A 19,699-nucleotide genomic window follows, 5' to 3' on the forward strand; every position below is an offset into this window, starting at 1 on the left:
AGGGTCAGCGAACATGAACAAGCGCTTTACAGAGGTGGAATTCGGAACGCACAAGGTTGAAGTGCTGGAGGGCGGCTACTACGACCGATTCCGGATGAACCCCAACCTCGACGAAGTGGCCCGGGACAATGCAGCCGGCAACATCGACTTCTTCCGGCGCATTCCCAAGCTACAGGTCGCGTCGAGAGTCGGGCCGACCTGGGCGCCGAACTTCTATTACCGTTCCGGCAGCGTGCAGTTGCTGTTCCTGGCGCCGCTGGACCGTCTGCGCGCCACCTTGCCTGCGCCGCTTGAACCGCTGCGGGCGTTTCCCGGTTACGGACTGGTGGCGCTGACGTTTTTCTCCTATTCGGTTTGCGACAACGACCCGTACGACGAAGTCTCCGTGGCGATTGTCGTGCGTCGCCCCGGCGCCCGCGGCTCCCATGCGCGGGAACTGATGGACGCCATGCGCCGACGCAGTTTCACCGCCCATGTGCTGGCGCTGCCGGTGAACACCGAAATCGCCCGGGTGCGCGGCGTGCACGGCTATCAATTGCCCAAGTGGCGCGCCGACATCAACGTGAACATCGGCACCAGCGTCAGTGCCCACATCGACGGGCCCAAGGGCTTGCCGGACCTGGTGCTGAAAGCGCCGTTGCCAACCCTGAAAAACGTCACGCCGCAATCGCGCATGAGCACCGCCACCATGATTCATCAGGTCGATGGCCTGTGGCACCAGAGCGTGGTGCAGAGCAACACACTATCCTTTGCCCAACGCCTGTTTCCCCGCGATGTGCAGCTGGATCGCAACGGCGGCCCGCTGAGCCAGTTGCTCGATGGCCTCGGGGCTACGCGGATCCTGCGGCTGGACGTGATCAAGGACGCGCAGATCGTGCTGAACCTGCCGGTGCCGCTGACGGCGTTCGGTCAGGCCGGTGTTACCCAGAGAGAGGCTGCCAAATGACCCACCGTATCCTGCATGTCGTGACCAATGTCGCTCACTATGCCGATCCGACCGAACCCACCGGGCTGTGGTTGGGGGAGTTGACCCATGCCTGGCAGGTGTTCGCGGAAAAAGGCTTTGAGCAGCAACTGGTCAGCCCCAAGGGCGGGCAAAGTCCGTTGGAGCCACGGGCGCTGAAGTGGCCGATGCTCGACCGCTCGGCGAAGGCCTGGCTGAACGACCCCGCCAGCATGGCGCTACTGGCGAATACCGCCAGCCCGGAACAGATCGACAGCGCGGATTTCGACGCCATCTACTTCACCGGTGGCCATGCGGTGATGTGGGACTTTCCCGATGACCCCGGTCTGCAACGGCTGACCCGGGAGATCTTCGAGCGCGGCGGGATCGTTTCGTCGGTCTGCCATGGTTATTGCGGGTTGCTCAACACGCGACTATCGGACGGCAGCCTGCTGGTGGCGGGGCGCAAGGTCACCGGTTACTCGTGGATGGAAGAAGTGTTGGCTGGTGTCGCGAAAAAAGTACCGTACGACTCGGAACAACAGATGAAAGATCGCGGGGCACGCTACGAAAAGGCGTTTCTGCCGTTCACGTCGAATGTGGTGACCGACGGCAAACTGGTAACCGGGCAGAACCCGCAATCGGCCAAGGCTACGGCGCAACGTGTTGCCGCGATGCTGTAGATCCATGACCGGTGGTCGCGGCAACTGGTCGTCGAGTCAAAATGCGCTTAGCTGAAAGGGATAAGCCGAGGCGCGCGCAGCCATCGAAAGCTGTAGCCGCGCCCTTCAGAACACCGTGAGTCTGAGGAAATCCCCGATGCTGACCTTGAACATCAATGGCAAGGATCAGGAGCTCGATGTCCCTGCGGACATGCCGTTGCTCTGGGTTCTGCGCGATGTCGCGCACCTGACCGGTACCAAATTCGGTTGCGGCATGGCCCAGTGCGGTGCTTGCACCGTGCATGTCGATGGCGCACCGCTGCGCTCGTGCATCACGCCGGCCACCGCCGTGGCCCACGGCCAGAAAATCCTCACCATCGAAGGTTTGTCCAGTGACGGTTCGCACCCGGTGCAGCAGGCCTGGGCCGAGCTGGACGTGGTGCAGTGCGGCTATTGCCAGTCCGGGCAGATCATGTCCGCCGCCGCGTTGCTGGCGAAAATCCCCAAACCCACCGACAGCGATATCGATCAGGCGCTCTCCGGCAACATCTGCCGCTGCGGCACGTATCCAAGAATCCGTGCGGCGGTCAAACGCGCTGCCGACATCGGTTGAGCGAGGGGAAGTGAGTGATGAACAGTCCTGTATCCCGTCGCGGATTTCTCAAGGGCAGCGCCGTGCTTGGCGGTGGTCTGGTGGTGGCGTTCGTGGTGCCTGGCGGCAACCGCTTTGCCACGGCAGCGGAAAATGAAGGCAAGGCCTTTGCGCCGAACGCATTCCTGCGGATTGCCCCGGACAACAGCGTCACAGTGCTGCTCGGCCATTCGGAAATGGGGCAGGGTATCTGGACCGGCCTGACCATGTTGATCGCCGAAGAACTGGACGCCGATTGGTCGAAGATTCGTGTCGAGCACTCACCGGCGTCGGCAGCCGATTACGGCATGCCCGCGTTTGGCGGGATGCAGATCACCGGTGGGTCGACCTCGACCTGGATGGAGTTCGACCGCTACCGACTCGCGGGCGCTACGGCGCGGCAGATGTTGATCGAGGCCGCGGCCAAGCGTTTCAACGTGGCACCCTCGACGATCCGCACCGAGTCCGGCGTGGTGATTGCCGGTGACAACCGCGCCACCTACGGCGAACTGGCGGACGCCGCCGGGCAACTGCCGGTGCCGGATCCGAAGTCGATCACGTTCAAGGAAGCCAAGGACTGGAAGGTCATCGGCAAACCCACCAAACGCCTCGACACCCCGGAGAAAATCACTGGCCGCGCGAAGTTCGGCATGGACGTGCAGTTTGAGGGATTGATGACGGCGATGGTCGCGCGTGCCCCGGCGTTTGGCGCCACGGTGAAATCCTTTGAAGGCGCTGGGGCGCTGGCGATCCCCGGCGTGCACAAAGTGGTGCAGGTGCCGACCGGTGTGGCGGTAGTCGCCGAGCATTACTGGGCGGCGAAACTCGGGCGCGATGCGCTGAAGGTCGATTGGGACCTTGGGCCTGGCGCTGACCTGAGCAGTGAAAAGCTGTTGGCGAGTTTCCGCAAACTGGCGGCCACGCCGGGCACCTCGGCGGCGCAGGCTGGCGATGCCAAAGGCAACTTCGGCAAGGCTGCGAAGAAAATCGACGTCGAATACAGCGTGCCGTACCTGGCTCATGCACCGATGGAACCGCTGAACTGCACGGTGAAGATCAGTGCCGACAAGTGCGAGATCTGGACCGGCACCCAGTTCCAGACGCTGGATCAGATGGTCGCCGGCAAAATTACCGGGCTTAAACCGGAGCAGGTCGAGATCCACACCGAGTTCCTCGGTGGCGGTTTCGGTCGCCGGGCCAACCCGACCTCGGACTTTGTCGCCGAAGCGGTGCAAGTGGCCAAGGCTGCCGCGATGCCGGTGAAAACCGTGTGGTCGCGTGAGGACGATATTCGCGGCGGTTATTACCGCTCGATGTTCCTGCATCAGGCGAAGATCGGCCTCGGCCCCGACGGCATGCCGCTGGCCTGGCAGCATGTGCTGGTCGGGCAGTCGATCATGGCCGGCACCATGCTCGAGAAAACCATGGTCAAGAATGGCGTCGACCAGACGTCGGTCGAAGGCGTTTCGGACAGCCCGTACATCAAGGGCCTGGCCCATCATCAGGTCGATCTGCATTCGCCGACCACCGGGATCAACGTGCTGTGGCTGCGTTCGGTGGGCCACAGCCACACCGCGTTTGTCGTGGAATCGCTGATCGATGAAATGGCCACGGCGGCGGGCAAGGATCCGGTGGAGTACCGACGAACGCTGCTCAAGGACCACGCCCGGCATCTCGGCGTGCTGAACCTGGCGGTGGAGAAGGCCAACTGGAAAGCGCCGCTGCCGGACGGTCATGCGCTGGGCGTGGCGGTGCATGAGTCGTTCGGCAGCTATGTGGCGCAAGTCGCCGAGGTGTCCCAGGACAATCTGGCGATCCGCGTGCATCGCGTGGTCTGCGCGGTGGACTGCGGAGTCGCGGTCAACCCGCAGAGCATCGCGGCGCAGATGGAGTCGTGCATCACCTTCGGCCTGGGCATGGCGCTGCACAGCAAACTGACGCTCAAGGACGGCCAGGTCGTGCAGTCCAACTATCACGACTATCAAGTGTTGCGGCTCAATGAAATGCCGGTGGTCGAGGTGCACATCGTGCCGAGCACCGACAAACCCGGCGGCATCGGCGAGGCCGGTGTGCCGCCGACCGCGCCGGCGGTGGCCAACGCGGTGTTCGCCCTGACCGGGCAGCGTTTGCGGGAACTGCCACTGCAACTGTCGGGGGGGTGAGATGAAACGACATCTGTTGTTGGGCACGGTGATGCTGGTCGGGCTGGGCGGTTACGCGTCGGACCTGTTTGCCGACGATCAGGAAGCCTTGAAAGCCTTCGGCACGGTGCAGAAAGTCTTCCAGAGCCCGCGTTGCCAGAACTGCCACATTCCCGGCGATTCACCGTTGCAGTTCGACGCCGGCATTCCCCACGCCATGAGCGTGGTGCGCGGCATGGACGGCAAGGGCGCGGCTGGTTTGCCTTGCGCCACCTGCCACGCCGAGAGCAATCCGCCGGCCAGTTACGGTCCTCACGCGCCACCCGGCGCGCCGCACTGGAGCCTGCCGCCAGCCGCCCACAAAATGGCCTGGATCGGTCTGTCGCCGGACCGCTTGTGCGCAATGATCAAGGACCGCGCCAGCAACGGCGACCGGGATTTCGCCGCACTGATCAAACACGTCAGCGAGGACAAACTGGTGCTCTGGGGCTGGAATCCCGGAGCAGGGCGCGCGCCGGTTCCGGTGCCGCACGATATCTTCGTGACCCAGTTCAAACTGTGGGCCGATGCGGGCGGGCCGTGTCCGGTGGTCGGCGGTTGAGAGGTTGAGTGATCGCTGATTCGGGCTACTCTCAACTGCATCGACGTCAAAGGAGTGTGTGATGCTGGTACCCGGCAAACCCGCCAATGAAGCTGTCCGTATTCAAGCGTTGCAGGACCTGAAACTGCTCGACACCGCACCGGAAGAGCGCTTCGACCGGCTGACGCGACTGGCCAAGCGTCTGTTCAACGTGCCGATCGCACTGGTCACGCTGGTGGATAAGGAGCGGCAATGGTTCAAGTCCTGCGTGGGTCTGGACACGACCGAAACGCCGCGCTCGGTTTCATTCTGCGGTCATGCGATTCTCAGGGACGAGCTCATGCTGGTGCCTGACGCCCGAGAGGACGACCGTTTCCACGACAACCCGTTGGTTACCGGGGAGCCAAACATCCGGTTCTACGCCGGTTATCCGCTGACCGTGCCCAACGGCAACAAGATGGGCACCTTGTGCCTGATCGACACCAAACCCCGCGATCTTGACGATGAAGAACGTGCCTTGTTATGCGATCTGGCCGGCATGGCCGAACAGGAACTGATGGCCGTGCAGATGGCGAGCATGGATGAGCTGACGCTGCTGTCCAACCGTCGTGGCTTCAAGATGCTGGCCCAGCATGCGCTCGACGCCTGCGCACGCCTGGAAAAACCGGCGACGCTGCTGTTTTTCGATCTCAATGACTTCAAACAGATCAACGATCTTTATGGGCATGCCGAGGGCGACAGCGCGCTGAAGAACTTCGCCGATGTGCTGCGCATCGCCTTTCGCGAGAGTGATGTGGTCGGGCGCCTGGGTGGCGATGAATTCGTGGCGCTGCTGACTGGCTCAAGTCACGTGGAAACCACCCGGATCATGGCGCGGCTCAAGGACATTCTCGAAGAGCGCAATGCCACATTGCACCGGGGTTACGCGATTCGCTTCAGTGTCGGCCAGATCGAATACGACCCGCGACGGCATGAAACGGTAGACAAGTTGCTGGCGGATGCGGATGCAGCGATGTATGAGCACAAGCAGGCATTGAAGCGTTGTTAGTGCGGGCCTCTTCGCCAGCCGGCTCGCTGCCACCCGGATTGTGGGAGCAAGCCTGCTGGCGAAGCGTCTTTGAAGACGCTGCTATTTGGCAAACAACTGCCCGATATCCCTGAACGCCTTGAACTCCAGCGCATTGCCGCATGGGTCAAACAGAAACATCGTCGCCTGTTCTCCCACCTGACCCTGAAAGCGAATGCCGGGCTCAATCACGAACCGCGTGCCCAGTGATTTCAGACGCTCGGCCAGGGCGTGCCATTCTTCCATGCCCAGCACCACACCGAAATGCGGCACCGGCACGTCATGCCCGTCCACGGCGTTGGTGTGGGCGGCTTCCTGTGAGGCGTTTTTCGGCGCCAGGTGAATTACCAGTTGATGACCGAAGAAATTGAAGTCGACCCAGTGATCGCTGGAACGACCTTCCTCCAGGCCGAACACTTCACTGTAAAAGTGCCGGGCGGCTTCGAGGTCGTATACGGGAATGGCCAGATGGAAGGGGCTGAGTGGCATGGGGCTGGTCTCGATCAGCGTTTGGGATGGGCTGAGTCTAACGCTGTGCATTTCGATTGAAAGACGATAGTTTTTGCGCCGAGCTCAAATTATTTCGATCAATCGAGGTGTCCATGCTGCGTGAATTAAGAACCTTTCTGGCAGTGGCGCAGCACGGCACCTTTGCCTCGGCGGGCCTGCATGTCGGCCTGACGCAATCGGCGGTCAGTGCGCAGATTCGCAATCTGGAACAGGCGCTGGGCGTAAAACTGTTCGATCGCACCGGGCGGCAGGCGATCCTCAATCCGGCCGGACAGCGCGCGGTGCCGATGGCGCAGGAAATGCTCGCCACTTTCAGCCGCATGGCGATCAGTGAAGACGCCAGCGAGTTTCGCGGTGAGCTGAAAATCGGTGCCGTGGCCACCGCGCAGACCGGGTTGTTGCCTGAGGCCTTGCTGCGTTTACGCCAGCAGGCGCCGGGCGTGGAGCCGAAGCTGGTGCCGGGTGTGTCGTTGAACCTGTTGAGCCAGGTGGATGCCGGGGAAGTCGATCTGGCGATCATGATCAAGCCACCGTTCGAATTGCCCAAGGAGTTGTCGGCGCAGGTGATCCGGCGCGAGCCGTTTGTGCTGATCGTGCCGCCCGACGTCGAGGGCGACGATCCGCTGCAATTGCTCGCAGAACAGCCGCACGTCCGCTATGACCGTAATTCGTTTGGCGGAAGGCTGGTGACGCGATTTCTGCGAGAGCAGCGGATAGACGTTCACGTAGCGCTGGAGCTGGATGAGCTGGAAGCGATCGTGAAGATGGTCGAGTGCGGGCTCGGGGTTTCGTTGCTGCCCAGAGCCGGGCTATGGCTGGAGCATCCGCTGAAGGTGAGGGTGATCGAACTGGGAGAACTGACGTTTCATCGGGAGATGGTGGTTTTGCAGCGCTACAGTCAGCGTTCTCAACCGATTCAACAGATGTTTGCCCGTTGCCTGGAATCGCAGGCATGAAAAAGCCCGCCTGAACAGGCGGGCTTTTTATCGGCAGCGCGAAGATTACTCTTCGATGTTGCCCATGGCGGTGGTGTTGAAGCCGCCGTCCACGTAGGTGATTTCACCGCTGATGCCGGACGCCAGGTCCGAGCACAGGAAGGCGCCGACGTTGCCGACTTCTTCGATGGTGACGTTGCGACGCAGCGGGGTTTGCGCTTCGTTGGCGGCCAGCATCTTGCGGAAGCTCTTGATGCCGGAAGCGGCCAGGGTGCGGATCGGGCCGGCCGATACGCAGTTGACGCGAGTGCCTTCCGGGCCCAGGGAGCCGGCCAGGTAGCGCACGCCGGCTTCCAGCGAAGCCTTGGCCATGCCCATGACGTTGTAGTTCGGCATGGTGCGCTCGGCGCCCAGGTAGGACAGGGTCAGCAGGCTGCCGTTGCGGCCCTTCATCATTTCGCGACCAGCCTTGGCCAGCGCGACGAAGCTGTAGGCGCTGATGTCGTGGGAGATGCGATAGCCTTCACGGGTGGTGACTTCGGTGAAGTCGCCGTCCAGTTGGTCGCCCGGGGCGAAGCCGACGGAGTGCACGATGCAGTCCAGGCCGTCCCACTTCTTGCTCAGCTCTTCGAAGACCTTGGCGATTTCTTCATCGCTGGCTACGTCGCACGGGAAGCACAGCTCAGGGCTCGAACCCCAGCCCTGTGCGAACTCTTCCACGCGACCTTTCAGTTTTTCGTTCTGATAAGTGAAGGCAAGCTCAGCGCCCTCGCGATGCATGGCGGCAGCGATGCCGGATGCGATGGACAGCTTGCTGGCGACACCGACGATCAGTACGCGCTTACCGGCGAGAAAACCCATGTGTTGCTCCTCTTTCAGGTTATTGCGCAGTGGCTGGTGCCAGGAAAGCGGCCTCCAGCAACTGCTGTGTATACGGATGTTGGGGGGCGGCAAAGATACTTTGCGCGTCTCCCTGTTCGACCACTTGGCCATGCTTGACCACCATCAGCTGGTGGCTCAGCGCTTTCACAACAGCCAGGTCATGGCTGATGAACAAATACGTCAGGTTGTACTTGGCTTGCAGTGAACGCAACAACTCCACCACTTGCCGCTGCACCGTCCGGTCGAGGGCCGAAGTCGGCTCGTCCAGCAGGATCAGCGCCGGTTTGAGCACCAAGGCCCGGGCTATGGCAATTCGCTGCCGTTGCCCACCGGAAAATTCGTGGGGGTAGCGGTGCCGGGTTTCCGGATCCAGACCTACCTCCTTCAATGCCGCAATAATTGCCGCTTCCTGCTCGGCGGCGGTGCCCATCCTGTGGATCCGCAAACCTTCGCCAACGATGTCGCTTACGCACATCCGCGGGCTCAGGCTGCCAAACGGGTCCTGAAACACCACCTGCATCTCCCGGCGCAGCGGCCGGACTTCGCTTTGCGTCAGGCAATCCAGCTGTTTGCCCTCAAAACGGATCGCACCCTGGCTGCCGATCAACCGCAGGATCGCCAGACCCAGGGTGGATTTACCGGAACCGCTTTCTCCCACAATCCCCAGGGTCTGACCCTGAGGCAAGCTGAAATTGATGCCGTCCACTGCCTTGACGTGATCCACCGTGCGCTTGAGCAGGCCTTTCCTGATCGGGAACCAGACTTTCAAGTCCTCGACCTCAAGCAGCGGCGCCCCGATTTTATTGCTTGCCGGGCCTCCGCTGGGCTCCGCGCCAAGCAGTTCCCGAGTGTACGGATGCTGCGGCGAACGGAACAGCTCTTCGCACGATGCCTGTTCGACGATGCAACCGCGCTGCATGACACATACACGATGCGCAATTCTTCGCACGAGGTTCAAATCGTGACTGATCAGTAACAGCGCCATGCCCAATCGGGCCTGCAATTGCTTGAGCAGGTCGAGGATTTTCAGCTGAACGGTCACGTCCAGCGCGGTGGTCGGTTCGTCGGCGATCAGCAGTTCCGGCTCGTTGGCCAGGGCCATGGCGATCATCACCCGCTGGCGCTGGCCGCCGGACAATTCGTGGGGCAGGGCCTTGAGACGCTTGTGTGGCTCGGGGATGCCGACCATTTCCAGCAGCTCGAGCGTGCGCTTGGTCGCGACCTTGCCGGTCAGGCCCTTGTGGATGCCCAGCACCTCGTTGATCTGCTTTTCGATCGAGTGCAGCGGGTTGAGCGAGGTCATCGGCTCCTGAAAGATCATTGCGATCCGGTTGCCGCGAATGTGACGGATGGTCTTTTCGCTCAGCCCCAACAGGTTTTGCCCGGAATAGTTGATGCTGCCGGACGGATGTCGCGCCAGCGGGTAGGGCAGCAGGCGCAGGATCGAATGCGCCGTCACCGACTTGCCCGAGCCAGACTCGCCGACCAGCGCCAGGGTTTCGCCGCGTTTGATGTCGAAACTCACGCCCTCGACCACCCGTTGCACGCGATCGCCGAGGCCGAATTCGACGGCGAGGTCGCGGATTTCGATCAGATTGTCCTGATTCATGTCACTTCCTCGGGTCGAAGGCATCGCGAGCGGACTCGCCGATGAACACCAGCAAACTCAACATCAGCGCCAGCACCGCAAACGCACTCATGCCCAGCCATGGCGCCTGCAGGTTGGATTTGCCCTGGGCTACCAGTTCACCCAGCGACGGACTGCCGGCCGGCAAGCCGAAACCGAGGAAGTCCAGGGCGGTGAGGGTGCCGATGGCGCCGGTCAGGATGAACGGCATGAAGGTCATGGTCGAAACCATCGCGTTGGGCAGGATGTGGCGGAACATGATCGCGCCGTTCTGCATGCCCAGTGCTCGGGCCGCGCGCACGTACTCGAGGTTGCGCCCGCGCAGGAACTCGGCGCGCACCACGTCCACCAGGCTCATCCACGAGAACAACAGCATGATCCCCAGCAGCCACCAGAAGTTCGGCTGGACGAAACTGGCGAGAATGATCAGCAGATACAGCACCGGCAAGCCCGACCAGATCTCCAGGAAGCGCTGGCCGGCCAGATCGACCCAGCCACCATAGAAACCCTGCAAGGCGCCGGCAATGACGCCGATGATCGAGCTGAGCACGGTCAGGGTCAGGGCAAACAGCACGGAGATACGGAAGCCGTAGATCACCCGCGCCAGCACATCGCGGCCCTGATCGTCGGTGCCCAGCAGGTTGTCCGCCGATGGCGGGGCGGGGGCCGGGACTTTCAGGTCGTAGTTGATGCTCTGGTAGCTGAACGGAATCGGCGCCCACAGCACCCACGCGTCCTTGGCCTTGAGCAGTTCGCGGATGTACGGGCTCTTGTAGTTGGCCTCCAGTGGGAACTCGCCGCCGAAGGTGGTTTCCGGGTAACGCTTGATCGCCGGGAAGTACCAGTTGTTGTCGTAGTGCACCACCAGCGGCTTGTCGTTGGCGATCAGTTCGGCACCGAGGCTCAGGCCGAACAGGATCAGAAACAGCCACAGCGACCACCAGCCGCGCTTGTTGGCCTTGAACAGTTCGAAGCGCCGGCGGTTGAGAGGGGACAGGTTCATCTCAATGCTCCCGGCTGGCAAAGTCGATGCGCGGATCGACGAGGGTGTAGGTGAGGTCGCCGATCAGTTTCACCACCAGCCCCAGCAGGGTGAAGATGAACAGGGTACCGAACACCACCGGGTAATCGCGGTTGATCGCCGCTTCGAAACTCATCAGGCCGAGGCCGTCGAGGGAGAAGATTACTTCCACCAGCAGGGAACCTGTGAAGAAGATGCCGATGAACGCCGACGGGAACCCGGCGATCACCAGCAGCATCGCGTTGCGAAATACGTGGCCGTAGAGCACGCGATTGCGGGTCAGGCCTTTGGCCTTGGCGGTGACCACGTACTGCTTGTTGATTTCGTCGAGGAAGCTGTTTTTGGTCAGCAGGGTCATGGTCGCGAAGTTGCCGATCACCAGTGCCGTCACCGGCAGCGCCAGGTGCCAGAAGTAATCGAGAATCTTGCCGCCCAGGCTCAGTTCATCGAAGTTGTTCGACGTCAGGCCGCGCAAGGGAAACCAGTCCAGATAACTGCCGCCGGCAAACACCACGATCAGCAGGATCGCAAACAGGAACGCCGGGATCGCGTAACCGACGATGATCGCCGAACTGGTCCAGACGTCGAAATGACTGCCGTGCCGCGTGGCCTTGGCGATCCCCAGCGGGATCGACACCAGGTACATGATCAGCGTGCTCCACAATCCGAGCGAGATCGACACCGGCATCTTTTCCTTGATCAGGTCGATGACCTTGGCGTCGCGAAAGAAACTGTCGCCGAAATCCAGCCGGGCGTAGTTCTTGACCATGATCCACAGACGCTCAGGGGCCGACTTGTCGAACCCGTACATCTTTTCGATTTCCTTGATCAGCGCCGGGTCCAGGCCCTGCGCTCCGCGATAGGAGGAACCGGCCACCGACACTTCGGCACCACCGCCGGCAATGCGGCTGGTGGCGCCTTCGAAGCCTTCGAGCTTGGCGATCATCTGCTCCACCGGCCCGCCGGGCGCGGCCTGGATGATCACGAAATTGATCAGCAAAATGCCGAACAGGGTCGGGATGATCAGCAGCAGTCGCCGAAAAATGTACGCCAGCATCTGATTACTCCGTGCCCGCAGGGTCGGCTTGCAGTTGGGTTTCGACTTCTACCGCCGGTTTCGCATCGGGTTTGACCCACCAGGTGTTAATGCCGATGTCGTACTTGGGGGAGACTTTCGGGTGGCCGATGTGGTTCCAGTACGCCACGCGCCAGGTCTTGATGTGCCAGTTCGGAATCACGTAGTAACCCCATTGCAGCACGCGGTCGAGGGCGCGGGCGTGGGCCACCAGGCTTTTGCGCGAATCGGCGTTGATCAGGCTTTCCACCAGATGATCGACCACCGGATCCTTGAGGCCCATCGAGTTGCGGCTGCTGGCCTTGTCGGCGGCCGCGCTCATCCAGAATTCGCGTTGTTCGTTACCCGGCGAGTTGGACTGCGGAAAGCTGCCGACGATCATGTCGAAATCCCGCGATCGCACGCGATTGACGTATTGGGAGACGTCGACACGGCGGATCACCAGATCGATGCCCAGGTCACTGAGGTTGCGCTTGAACGGCAACAGCACGCGTTCGAACTCGGTCTGCGCCAGCAGGAATTCGATGACCACCGGTTTGCCGGTGGCGTCGACCATTTTGTCGTCGACGATTTTCCAGCCGGCCTCTTGCAGCAACTGATACGCCTCGCGCTGTTGCGCGCGAATCATGCCACTGGCGTCGGTTTTCGGATTTTCGAAGGCTTCGCTGAACACCTGCGCCGGCAGCTTGCTGCGAAACGGATCGAGGATCGCCACCTGCTCGGCATCAGGCAGGCCGGTGGCGGCCATTTCCGAGTTTTCAAAATAACTGCGGGTGCGCGCATAAGCACCGTTGAACAGTTGCTTGTTGGTCCATTCGAAGTCGAACAACAAGCCCAGAGCCTGTCGTACCCGAACGTCCTGAAACACCGGGCGGCGCAGATTGAAGACGAAACCCTGCATCCCGGTCGGGTTGCTGTTGGCAATCTGTTCCTTGATCAGCCGCCCTTCGTTCACTGCCGGCACGTTGTAGGCGTTGGCCCAGTTTTTTGCGGCCATTTCCAGCCAGTAATCGAACTGCCCGGCCTTCAACGCCTCCAGCGCGACGGTGTTGTCACGGTAATAGTCGGTGGTCATCACATCGAAGTTGTAGAAACCGCGGTTGGCCGGCAGGTCCTTGCCCCAGTAGTCCTTGACCCGCTCATAGCGCACCGAGCGTCCGGCCTTCACTTCGGTGACCTTGTAAGGACCGCTGCCCAACGGGATTTCCAGGTTGCCCTTGTTGAAATCACGATCGGCCCACCAGTGCTTCGGCAGCACCGGCAACTGACCGAGGATCAGCGGCAGCTCGCGATTGTTGGTGTGCTTGAACTTGAACAACACCTTGAGCGGGTCTTCGGCGATCACTTCTTCAACGTCGGCGTAGTAGCCGCGGTACATCGGCGCGCCTTCCTTGGTCAGGGTCTGGAAGCTGAACACCACGTCGTCGGCGCGTACCGGGTGGCCGTCGTGAAACTTCGCTTCGGGGCGCAGGTAGAAGCGCACCCAACTGTTGTCCGGGGCCTTTTCGATCTTGGCGGCGATCAGGCCGTATTCGGTAAACGGCTCGTCCAGACCCTGTTTGGCCAGCGTGTCGTAGATCAGGCCGATATCGTCCGCCGGCACACCCTTGCTGATGAAAGGGTTGAGGCTGTCGAATCCGCCGAAGCCGGCCTGGCGGAAGATCCCGCCCTTGGGCGCGTCGGGGTTCACGTAATCGAAGTGCTTGAAGTCGGCGGGGTATTTCGGCGGCTCGTTGTACAGGGTCACGGCGTGTTGCGGGGCGGCAAAGGCCAGCCCGGCGAACAGCAGACCGCTGGCCTGCACGAGCAGGGCGCGGATAGGCTTCATCGATCTTTCTCCGAAGATTTCAGCCACCACGCGCTCAGGCCCAAGGTGTAGGGCGGCGTAGTGACAAAGGCGAACCGGTTGCGGTACGCCAGACGGTGATAATTGAGGTACCAGTTGGGAATGCTGTAGTGCTGCCAGAGCAGCACGCGGTCCAGCGCCTTGCCGGCGGCGACCTGTTCATCGCGGGTACGGGCGGCGAGCAGTTGCTCGAGCAAGTGGTCGACCACCGGGTTGGCGATGCCCGCGTAATTCTTGCTGCCCTTGACCCCGACCTGGCTGGAGTGGAAGTACTGCCACTGTTCCAGCCCTGGGCTGAGGGTCTGGTTGAGGGTCATCAGGATCATGTCGAAATCGAACTGGTCCAGACGCTGTTTGTACTGGGCGCGGTCCACCGTGCGCAGGCGCGCGTCGATGCCGATGCTGTTGAGGTTTTCAATGTACGGCTGGAGGATTCGCTCCAGGTTCGGATTGACCAGCAGCAGCTCGAAACGCAACGGCTGGCCGGCGGCGTTCTGCAGGCGCTGGCCGTTGAGCTTCCAGCCGGCCTCGGCCAGCAGGGCCAAGGCTTTGCGCATGGTTTTCCGGGGGATCCCGCGGCCGTCGGTCTGCGGCAGCGTGAACGGTTCGGTGAACAGGCGCGCCGGCAGTTGATCCTTGTACGGCTTGAGCATCAGCCATTCATGACCGACCGGCAGGCCAACGGCACTGAACTCGCTGTTGGGGTAGTAACTGGTGGTGCGCTTGTAGGCGTCGCTGAACAGTGCGCGATTGGTCCATTCGAAGTCGAACATCAGGCCCAACGCTTCACGCACCTTGATATCGGCAAACGCCGGGCGCCGGGTGTTCATGAACAGGCCCTGACTCTGGGTCGGGATCTGGTGGGGGATTTGTGCCTTGATCACGTCGCCGCGACGGATCGCCGGAAAGTTGTAACCGTTGGCCCAGTTCTTGGCCTGATGCTCGATATAGATGTCGAACTCGCCGGCCTTGAACGCCTCGAAGGCCACATCGCTGTCGCGATAAAACTCGACTTCCATGCGATCGACGTTGTACTTGCCGCGATTGACCGGCAGATCCTTGCCCCAGTAGTCCTTGACCCGCTCGAAAATCAACTGCCGCCCCGGCGTGACCGAGGTGATGCGGTACGGCCCGCTGCCCAGCGGTGGCTCGAAGGTGGTGGCCTTGAAGTCGCGACCCTTCCAGTAATGCTGGGGCAGCACCGGTAATTCGCCCAGGCGCAGGATCAGCAACGGATTGCCGCTGCGCTTGAGCACAAAACGGATACGTTGCGGGTTGAGGATATCGACGCGCAGCACTTCCTGAAGGGCGGTGCGGTACAGCGGATGACCTTCCTTGAGCAGCAGGCGATAGGAAAACGCCACGTCGTACGCGGTGATCGGCGTGCCGTCGTGGAAGCGCGCCTGCGGGCGCAGATTGAACACCACCCAGCTGCGATCTTCGCTGTACTCCACCGATTGGGCGATCAGACCGTAACTGGACGCTGGTTCGTCCCCCGACGGTGCGTATTGCCCGGTGCCGACCATCAGCGGCTCGTTCAGCTCGTTGATGCCGTATTGGAGGAAGTTCGCCGTGGTGACCGGGCTGGTGCCCTTGAAGGTGTAGGGATTGAGCGTATCGAAGGTGCCAAACGCCATCACCCGCAAGGTGCCGCCCTTGGGCGCTTGCGGGTTGACCCAGTCGAAGTGGGTAAATCTGGCCGGGTACTTGAGCGTGCCGAACTGCGCATAACCGTGGCTTTCGGTGATCGTCGCGCTGACGGGGGAGCTCAAGGCCAGGCTGATCAGGAGCAGGAGGAGGGGACGCTTCAAGTCAGATCCGATCCAGGCGGCTTGGGCTTTGTGGGCCGTACAGTAACAGCTTGTATGGACAGGAAAAAGACAGGGGCTTAATGCGCGGTTAATTGTGGGAGCCGTCTGCGCCGATCTACGCAAATATCAAAAAAATGACAGACGAAAAAAAGCCCCTGAAAAGCAGGGGCTCCTTGTCAGTGCGGCTGGTAGACCGTGAGCATTTGCCCAGGCTTGAGCGCCTTGCCAGCGCCCGGATTCCAGCGCTTGAGGTGCTGCATCTCGACGTTGAAACGCTTGGCCACCACGTACAGGGTGTCGCCGCGCTTGACCTTGTACTGGGTCTGCTTGCCGTCGTCGTTGTCTTTGGTCTTGCTGCTGGTCTTGCTGTTGGCAGCGATGACCGTATTGATGCGCCCGCCACTCTTGCGTACCGGCGTACGTTTGGTGGTGTCCTGCATGACCAGGGTCTGGCCGACCTTGAGGTTCTTGCCGGTCAGCTTGTTCCAGCGTTGCAGATCCTTGACCTCGACCTTGTTGGCCTTGGCGATGGAGCCAAGGTTGTCGCCACGCTTGACCCGATAGGCGCGCTTGGCCTGGGCGATTTCGCTCGGATCGGCACCTTCGAACACTGGTTTCAGCGAACGCGGGCTGATCAGCTCTTCAGGGCGCATGGTTTGCAGGCTGGCGGTCAGCAGTTGCGCCTTCGAGGTCGGCACCAGCAGGTGCTGCGGGCCATCGATGGTGGTGCGCTGCTTGAACGCCGGGTTGAGCTGGAACAGTTCGTCTTCGTCTATGTTGGCCACCGCTGCGACCTTGGAGAGGTCCATGCGCTGGTTGATTTCGACGACCTGGAAATACGGTTCGTTGGCGATCGGGTTGAGGTTCACGCCATAGGCTTCCGGGGTCAGAACCACTTGCGAGAGTGCCAGCAGTTTCGGCACGTAAGCCTGGGTTTCCGCCGGCAGGGGCAGGTTCCAGTAATCGGTCGGCAGGCCGAGCTTCTCGTTGCGCTCGATGGCGCGGCTCACTGTGCCTTCACCGGCGTTGTACGCGGCCAGTGCCAGCAGCCAGTCACCGTTGAACATGTCGTGCAGACGGGTCAGGTAGTCCATCGCTGCGGTGGTCGAAGCCGTAATGTCGCGACGGCCATCGTAGAAACGGGTCTGACGCAGGTTGAAGTAGCGCCCGGTGGAAGGGATGAACTGCCAGAGGCCCACCGCATCGGCCCGGGAATAGGCCATCGGGTTGTAGGCGCTTTCGATGACCGGCAGCAGCGCCAGTTCCAGCGGCATGTTGCGTTCTTCGAGGCGCTCGACGATGTAATGAATGTAGAGGCTGCCGCGTTCACCGGCGTTCTCGAGGAAGGAAGGGTTACTGGCGAACCACAGGCGCTGTTGCTCGATGCGCGGGTTTACGCCCAGGCCTTCCTGCAGCTGGAAACCGCTGCGCATGCGCTCCCAGATGTCCTGGGGTACCTGCGGGCTGGGCTTTTCCGACAACCAGATAGGCTTCTGCTTGGCTCGCGCAGCAATGTTCGGCGTATGCGTCGCTTCAGTCTGCGGAGCATGGCTGGAACAACCCGCCAGTGTGGCGGACACAGCCACCGCGATGGCTTGCGCCAGGCGGGTCAATGCATCTGAATTGACGGACTTACGTATGGATGACGACATTGGCTGGAAGTAAGTTCCGGGCAAAAATGTCGGGCGATTCTAGAAAGCGCACCCCCTGCGGTCAACCATTCAGAACTTTTGAACCAAGCGGTGCGCTGCTTAGAACGTATCTTTCCATGCCCGCAGAGCCGCAAAAACCTCACTCGGCGCCCGGTTTTGAGGGCCGTTCCGTTCGTCCACTTTTTGTGTAACTAATATTTCACTGGTGCGCAGAAAGGGGTTTGTGAGCTTTTCCAGTGCAAGGGTCGAGGGCAGGGTCATGACGCCGTTCGCACGTTGCTGGGTGACTTTTTCCAGACGGGCGGCGATGTCCCGGTTGCCCGGCTCGACGGCGGCGGCAAATTTCAGGTTGCTCAGGGTGTATTCGTGGGTGCAGTAGACCAGCGTGTCTTCCGGCAACGCTGCCAGACGGCTCAGTGACTGGTGCATCTGCTGCGGCGTGCCTTCAAAGAGACGGCCGCAACCGGCGGCGAACAGGGTGTCGCCACAGAACAGCAGGCCGTGATGGTAGTAGGCGATATGTCCCAGGGTGTGGCCGGGCACGGCATGGACGTCGAAGTCCCAGCCGAGCACGCGCACCGTGTCGTTGTCCTTGAGGGCCACGTCCCGCCCCGGAATGCTCTCGCTGGCCGGTCCGTAGACCGTGGCGCCGGTGGCCTTTTTCAGTGTCTCGACGCCGCCGACATGGTCGTGGTGATGGTGAGTGATAAGGATATCGCCGAGCACCCAGCCCGGATGTGCGTCGAGCCACGCCTGTACGGGGGCGGCATCTCCCGGATCGACCACTGCGCAACGCCGGGTGGCATGATCCTGTAACAACCAGATGTAGTTGTCGGTGAAGGCGGGCAGGGCACTGATCTGTATCATCGTCGAATTCGCCAAGCGGGTAACATTGGCGCATCTTAGAGGTTCCTGGCGTGTTGGAGAATGCAATGATCGATAAAGCGTTCGCTCAGGCCGATCCTGACTGGCTCGCGCTGATCGGTGCAGCCCGTGAATGGCTGTCCGGCCCCCTCGGGCAATTTCTGCTGGACGAAGAACGGCGCATGCTCGAAGACGAACTGGGCCGGTTCTTCGGCGGCTATCTGGTGCATTACGGTCCGTCCGCCGAGACGCCGCCGTCGGCGCCGCAAGTGCAGCGCAATGTGCGGCTGGGCGCGCCGTTGCCGGGCGTGGAGATCGTCTGCGAAGAACAGGCCTGGCCATTGAGCGAGCACGCCGCCGACGTGGTGGTGTTGCAGCATGGTCTGGATTTCTGTCTGTCGCCCCACGGACTTTTGCGCGAAGCGGCCAGCAGCGTGCGCCCCGGCGGGCATCTGCTGATCGTCGGCATCAACCCCTGGAGCACTTGGGGACTGCGCCATGTGTTCGCCCATGATGCCTTGCGCAAGGCGCGCTGCATCTCGCCGTCACGTGTGGCGGACTGGCTCAATCTGCTGGGCTTCGCGCTGGAGAAACGCCGCTTCGGGTGCTATCGTCCGCCGCTCGCGTCACCCAAGTGGCAGGCCCGTCTGGCCGGCTGGGAACGCAAGGCCGGTGACTGGCAATTGTCAGGCGGCGGCTTCTATTTACTGGTCGCACGCAAGATCGTGGTCGGCCTGCGTCCGGTGCGGCAGGAACGCCGCGAGCCGATGGGCAAGCTGATTCCGCTGCCGATGGCCAAGGTCAATCGGCGCCGCATCGAACCGTAAACCTTCTTTTATTGTGGCCGGGTCTGTCCCGGCCCGGGCCGTTGTCGATCCTTGATCGGCGAGGCCAGGCATTTTTCTGGATAGAGTGGCATGAGCGAAAGCGTCGATAGCGTAGAACTGTTCACTGACGGCGCCTGCAAGGGCAACCCCGGCCCGGGCGGCTGGGGCGCCTTGCTGGTGTGCAAGGGCGTCGAAAAGGAGCTGTGGGGCGGCGAAGCCAACACCACCAACAACCGCATGGAGCTGCTCGGCGCGATTCGCGGCCTGGAAGCCCTCAAGCGTCCGTGCGAAGTGCTGCTGGTGACCGACTCGCAATACGTGATGAAAGGCATCAACGAGTGGATGGCCAACTGGAAAAAGCGCGGTTGGAAAACCGCGGCCAAGGAGCCGGTGAAAAACGCCGACCTGTGGAAGGAGCTCGACGAGCAGGTCAACCGCCACAAGGTCACCTGGAAATGGGTCCGCGGCCACATCGGCCACCACGGCAACGAACGGGCCGACCAGTTGGCCAACCGTGGAGTGGATGAGGTTCGCGGTTACAAGCAGAGCTGAGCCCTTGGCACTGAAACCCTTCCGGCGAGCGTGTTAACATCGCCGCTTTTGCACGATTGACCCGTTGAGAGCTG

General features: G+C 61.6%; 18 protein-coding genes. 9 read left to right on the forward strand and 9 right to left on the reverse strand.

What is annotated here, in order from left to right; all coding sequences use genetic code 11:
• Positions 1-13 precede the first annotated feature (13 nt).
• The 6 genes from MKZ87_RS15620 (at position 14) to MKZ87_RS15645 (ending at position 6,005) form a co-directional block, all read left to right on the forward strand.
• On the forward strand, positions 14-946 hold the full coding sequence (locus tag MKZ87_RS15620; RefSeq protein WP_085698829.1) for an acetoacetate decarboxylase: 933 nt from the start codon (positions 14-16) through the stop codon (positions 944-946).
• Entirely contained in the window at positions 943-1,626 is a 684-nt protein-coding gene (locus MKZ87_RS15625) for a type 1 glutamine amidotransferase domain-containing protein (RefSeq protein ID WP_085698831.1), read from the forward strand. Before MKZ87_RS15620 ends, MKZ87_RS15625 begins: the two co-directional genes overlap by 4 nt.
• A gap of 136 nt (positions 1,627-1,762) precedes the next feature.
• The gene (locus MKZ87_RS15630; RefSeq protein ID WP_007956954.1) at positions 1,763-2,218 is read left to right on the forward strand and encodes a (2Fe-2S)-binding protein; all 456 of its coding nucleotides are present in this window, start codon (positions 1,763-1,765) and stop codon (positions 2,216-2,218) included.
• A 17-nt stretch (positions 2,219-2,235) separates the two neighbouring features.
• Positions 2,236-4,398, forward strand: a complete 2,163-nt coding sequence (locus MKZ87_RS15635; protein WP_234204873.1) for a xanthine dehydrogenase family protein molybdopterin-binding subunit — start codon at positions 2,236-2,238, stop codon at positions 4,396-4,398.
• Between the two features lies 1 nt (position 4,399).
• The gene (locus tag MKZ87_RS15640; RefSeq protein WP_234204874.1) at positions 4,400-4,978 is read left to right on the forward strand and encodes a hypothetical protein; all 579 of its coding nucleotides are present in this window, start codon (positions 4,400-4,402) and stop codon (positions 4,976-4,978) included.
• A 61-nt stretch (positions 4,979-5,039) separates the two neighbouring features.
• Positions 5,040-6,005 (forward strand): sensor domain-containing diguanylate cyclase, encoded by a 966-nt coding sequence (locus MKZ87_RS15645; RefSeq protein WP_234204875.1) that lies wholly within the window; start codon positions 5,040-5,042, stop codon positions 6,003-6,005.
• A gap of 81 nt (positions 6,006-6,086) precedes the next feature.
• Here the strand turns inward: MKZ87_RS15645 and MKZ87_RS15650 are convergent, their stop codons facing one another.
• The gene (locus MKZ87_RS15650) at positions 6,087-6,512 is read right to left on the reverse strand and encodes a VOC family protein (RefSeq protein ID WP_234204876.1); all 426 of its coding nucleotides are present in this window, start codon (positions 6,510-6,512) and stop codon (positions 6,087-6,089) included.
• A gap of 113 nt (positions 6,513-6,625) precedes the next feature.
• Here MKZ87_RS15650 and MKZ87_RS15655 point away from each other — a divergent pair, with 113 nt between their 5' ends.
• Positions 6,626-7,489 (forward strand): LysR family transcriptional regulator, encoded by an 864-nt coding sequence (locus tag MKZ87_RS15655; protein WP_085698843.1) that lies wholly within the window; start codon positions 6,626-6,628, stop codon positions 7,487-7,489.
• A gap of 45 nt (positions 7,490-7,534) precedes the next feature.
• Here MKZ87_RS15655 and fabI read toward each other — a convergent pair whose 3' ends face one another.
• The 8 genes from fabI to gloB form a co-directional block, all read right to left on the reverse strand.
• Entirely contained in the window at positions 7,535-8,329 is a 795-nt protein-coding gene (gene fabI / locus MKZ87_RS15660) for an enoyl-ACP reductase FabI (protein ID WP_085698845.1), read from the reverse strand.
• 19 nt (positions 8,330-8,348) lie between these two features.
• Positions 8,349-9,959, reverse strand: coding sequence for an ABC transporter ATP-binding protein (locus tag MKZ87_RS15665; protein WP_085698847.1), 1,611 nt, complete (start codon positions 9,957-9,959; stop codon positions 8,349-8,351).
• A 1-nt stretch (position 9,960) separates the two neighbouring features.
• Positions 9,961-10,980, reverse strand: a complete 1,020-nt coding sequence (locus MKZ87_RS15670; RefSeq protein WP_085698849.1) for an ABC transporter permease — start codon at positions 10,978-10,980, stop codon at positions 9,961-9,963.
• 1 nt (position 10,981) lies between these two features.
• Positions 10,982-12,055 carry a microcin C ABC transporter permease YejB gene (locus MKZ87_RS15675; RefSeq protein ID WP_085686478.1) on the reverse strand — a complete coding sequence of 358 codons (1,074 nt, stop codon included), beginning with the start codon at positions 12,053-12,055 and terminating at the stop codon, positions 10,982-10,984.
• Between the two features lie 4 nt (positions 12,056-12,059).
• A complete protein-coding gene (locus MKZ87_RS15680; protein WP_085698851.1) occupies positions 12,060-13,901 on the reverse strand; it encodes an extracellular solute-binding protein in 1,842 nt (613 codons plus the stop codon).
• Positions 13,898-15,730, reverse strand: a complete 1,833-nt coding sequence (locus tag MKZ87_RS15685) for an extracellular solute-binding protein (RefSeq protein ID WP_234204878.1) — start codon at positions 15,728-15,730, stop codon at positions 13,898-13,900. Before MKZ87_RS15685 ends, MKZ87_RS15680 begins: the two co-directional genes overlap by 4 nt.
• A 176-nt stretch (positions 15,731-15,906) precedes the next feature.
• A complete protein-coding gene (locus MKZ87_RS15690; RefSeq protein WP_085698855.1) occupies positions 15,907-17,382 on the reverse strand; it encodes a transglycosylase SLT domain-containing protein in 1,476 nt (491 codons plus the stop codon).
• Between the two features lie 99 nt (positions 17,383-17,481).
• Positions 17,482-18,249 (reverse strand): hydroxyacylglutathione hydrolase, encoded by a 768-nt coding sequence (gloB, locus tag MKZ87_RS15695; RefSeq protein ID WP_085704299.1) that lies wholly within the window; start codon positions 18,247-18,249, stop codon positions 17,482-17,484.
• A 65-nt stretch (positions 18,250-18,314) separates the two neighbouring features.
• Between gloB and MKZ87_RS15700 the strand changes: the two genes are divergently transcribed.
• Positions 18,315-19,073: a methyltransferase domain-containing protein gene (locus MKZ87_RS15700; RefSeq protein ID WP_085698860.1), complete on the forward strand. Its 759-nt coding sequence runs from the start codon at positions 18,315-18,317 to the stop codon at positions 19,071-19,073.
• Between the two features lie 90 nt (positions 19,074-19,163).
• Positions 19,164-19,625 (forward strand): ribonuclease HI, encoded by a 462-nt coding sequence (gene rnhA / locus MKZ87_RS15705; protein ID WP_003224162.1) that lies wholly within the window; start codon positions 19,164-19,166, stop codon positions 19,623-19,625.
• The last annotated feature ends 74 nt before the right edge of the window (positions 19,626-19,699 follow it).

The organism is Pseudomonas sp. MCal1 (assembly GCF_026341415.1).
Classification (GTDB): domain Bacteria; phylum Pseudomonadota; class Gammaproteobacteria; order Pseudomonadales; family Pseudomonadaceae; genus Aquipseudomonas.

Bases quoted from the DNA above. Each gene is read 5' to 3' on its own strand.
- MKZ87_RS15670 (WP_085698849.1), bottom strand. From the start codon at position 10,980: ATGAACCTGTCCCCTCTCAACCGCCGGCGCTTCGAACTGTTCAAGGCC.
- MKZ87_RS15655 (WP_085698843.1), top strand. From the start codon at position 6,626: ATGCTGCGTGAATTAAGAACCTTTCTGGCAGTGGCGCAGCACGGCACC.
- MKZ87_RS15665 (WP_085698847.1), bottom strand. From the start codon at position 9,959: ATGAATCAGGACAATCTGATCGAAATCCGCGACCTCGCCGTCGAATTC.
- MKZ87_RS15620 (WP_085698829.1), top strand. From the start codon at position 14: ATGAACAAGCGCTTTACAGAGGTGGAATTCGGAACGCACAAGGTTGAA.
- MKZ87_RS15640 (WP_234204874.1), top strand. From the start codon at position 4,400: ATGAAACGACATCTGTTGTTGGGCACGGTGATGCTGGTCGGGCTGGGC.
- MKZ87_RS15625 (WP_085698831.1), top strand. From the start codon at position 943: ATGACCCACCGTATCCTGCATGTCGTGACCAATGTCGCTCACTATGCC.
- MKZ87_RS15675 (WP_085686478.1), bottom strand. From the start codon at position 12,055: ATGCTGGCGTACATTTTTCGGCGACTGCTGCTGATCATCCCGACCCTG.
- MKZ87_RS15680 (WP_085698851.1), bottom strand. From the start codon at position 13,901: ATGAAGCCTATCCGCGCCCTGCTCGTGCAGGCCAGCGGTCTGCTGTTC.
- MKZ87_RS15690 (WP_085698855.1), bottom strand. From the start codon at position 17,382: ATGTCGTCATCCATACGTAAGTCCGTCAATTCAGATGCATTGACCCGC.
- rnhA (WP_003224162.1), top strand. From the start codon at position 19,164: ATGAGCGAAAGCGTCGATAGCGTAGAACTGTTCACTGACGGCGCCTGC.
- MKZ87_RS15650 (WP_234204876.1), bottom strand. From the start codon at position 6,512: ATGCCACTCAGCCCCTTCCATCTGGCCATTCCCGTATACGACCTCGAA.
- MKZ87_RS15630 (WP_007956954.1), top strand. From the start codon at position 1,763: ATGCTGACCTTGAACATCAATGGCAAGGATCAGGAGCTCGATGTCCCT.
- MKZ87_RS15645 (WP_234204875.1), top strand. From the start codon at position 5,040: ATGCTGGTACCCGGCAAACCCGCCAATGAAGCTGTCCGTATTCAAGCG.
- MKZ87_RS15700 (WP_085698860.1), top strand. From the start codon at position 18,315: ATGATCGATAAAGCGTTCGCTCAGGCCGATCCTGACTGGCTCGCGCTG.
- gloB (WP_085704299.1), bottom strand. From the start codon at position 18,249: ATGATACAGATCAGTGCCCTGCCCGCCTTCACCGACAACTACATCTGG.
- fabI (WP_085698845.1), bottom strand. From the start codon at position 8,329: ATGGGTTTTCTCGCCGGTAAGCGCGTACTGATCGTCGGTGTCGCCAGC.
- MKZ87_RS15635 (WP_234204873.1), top strand. From the start codon at position 2,236: ATGAACAGTCCTGTATCCCGTCGCGGATTTCTCAAGGGCAGCGCCGTG.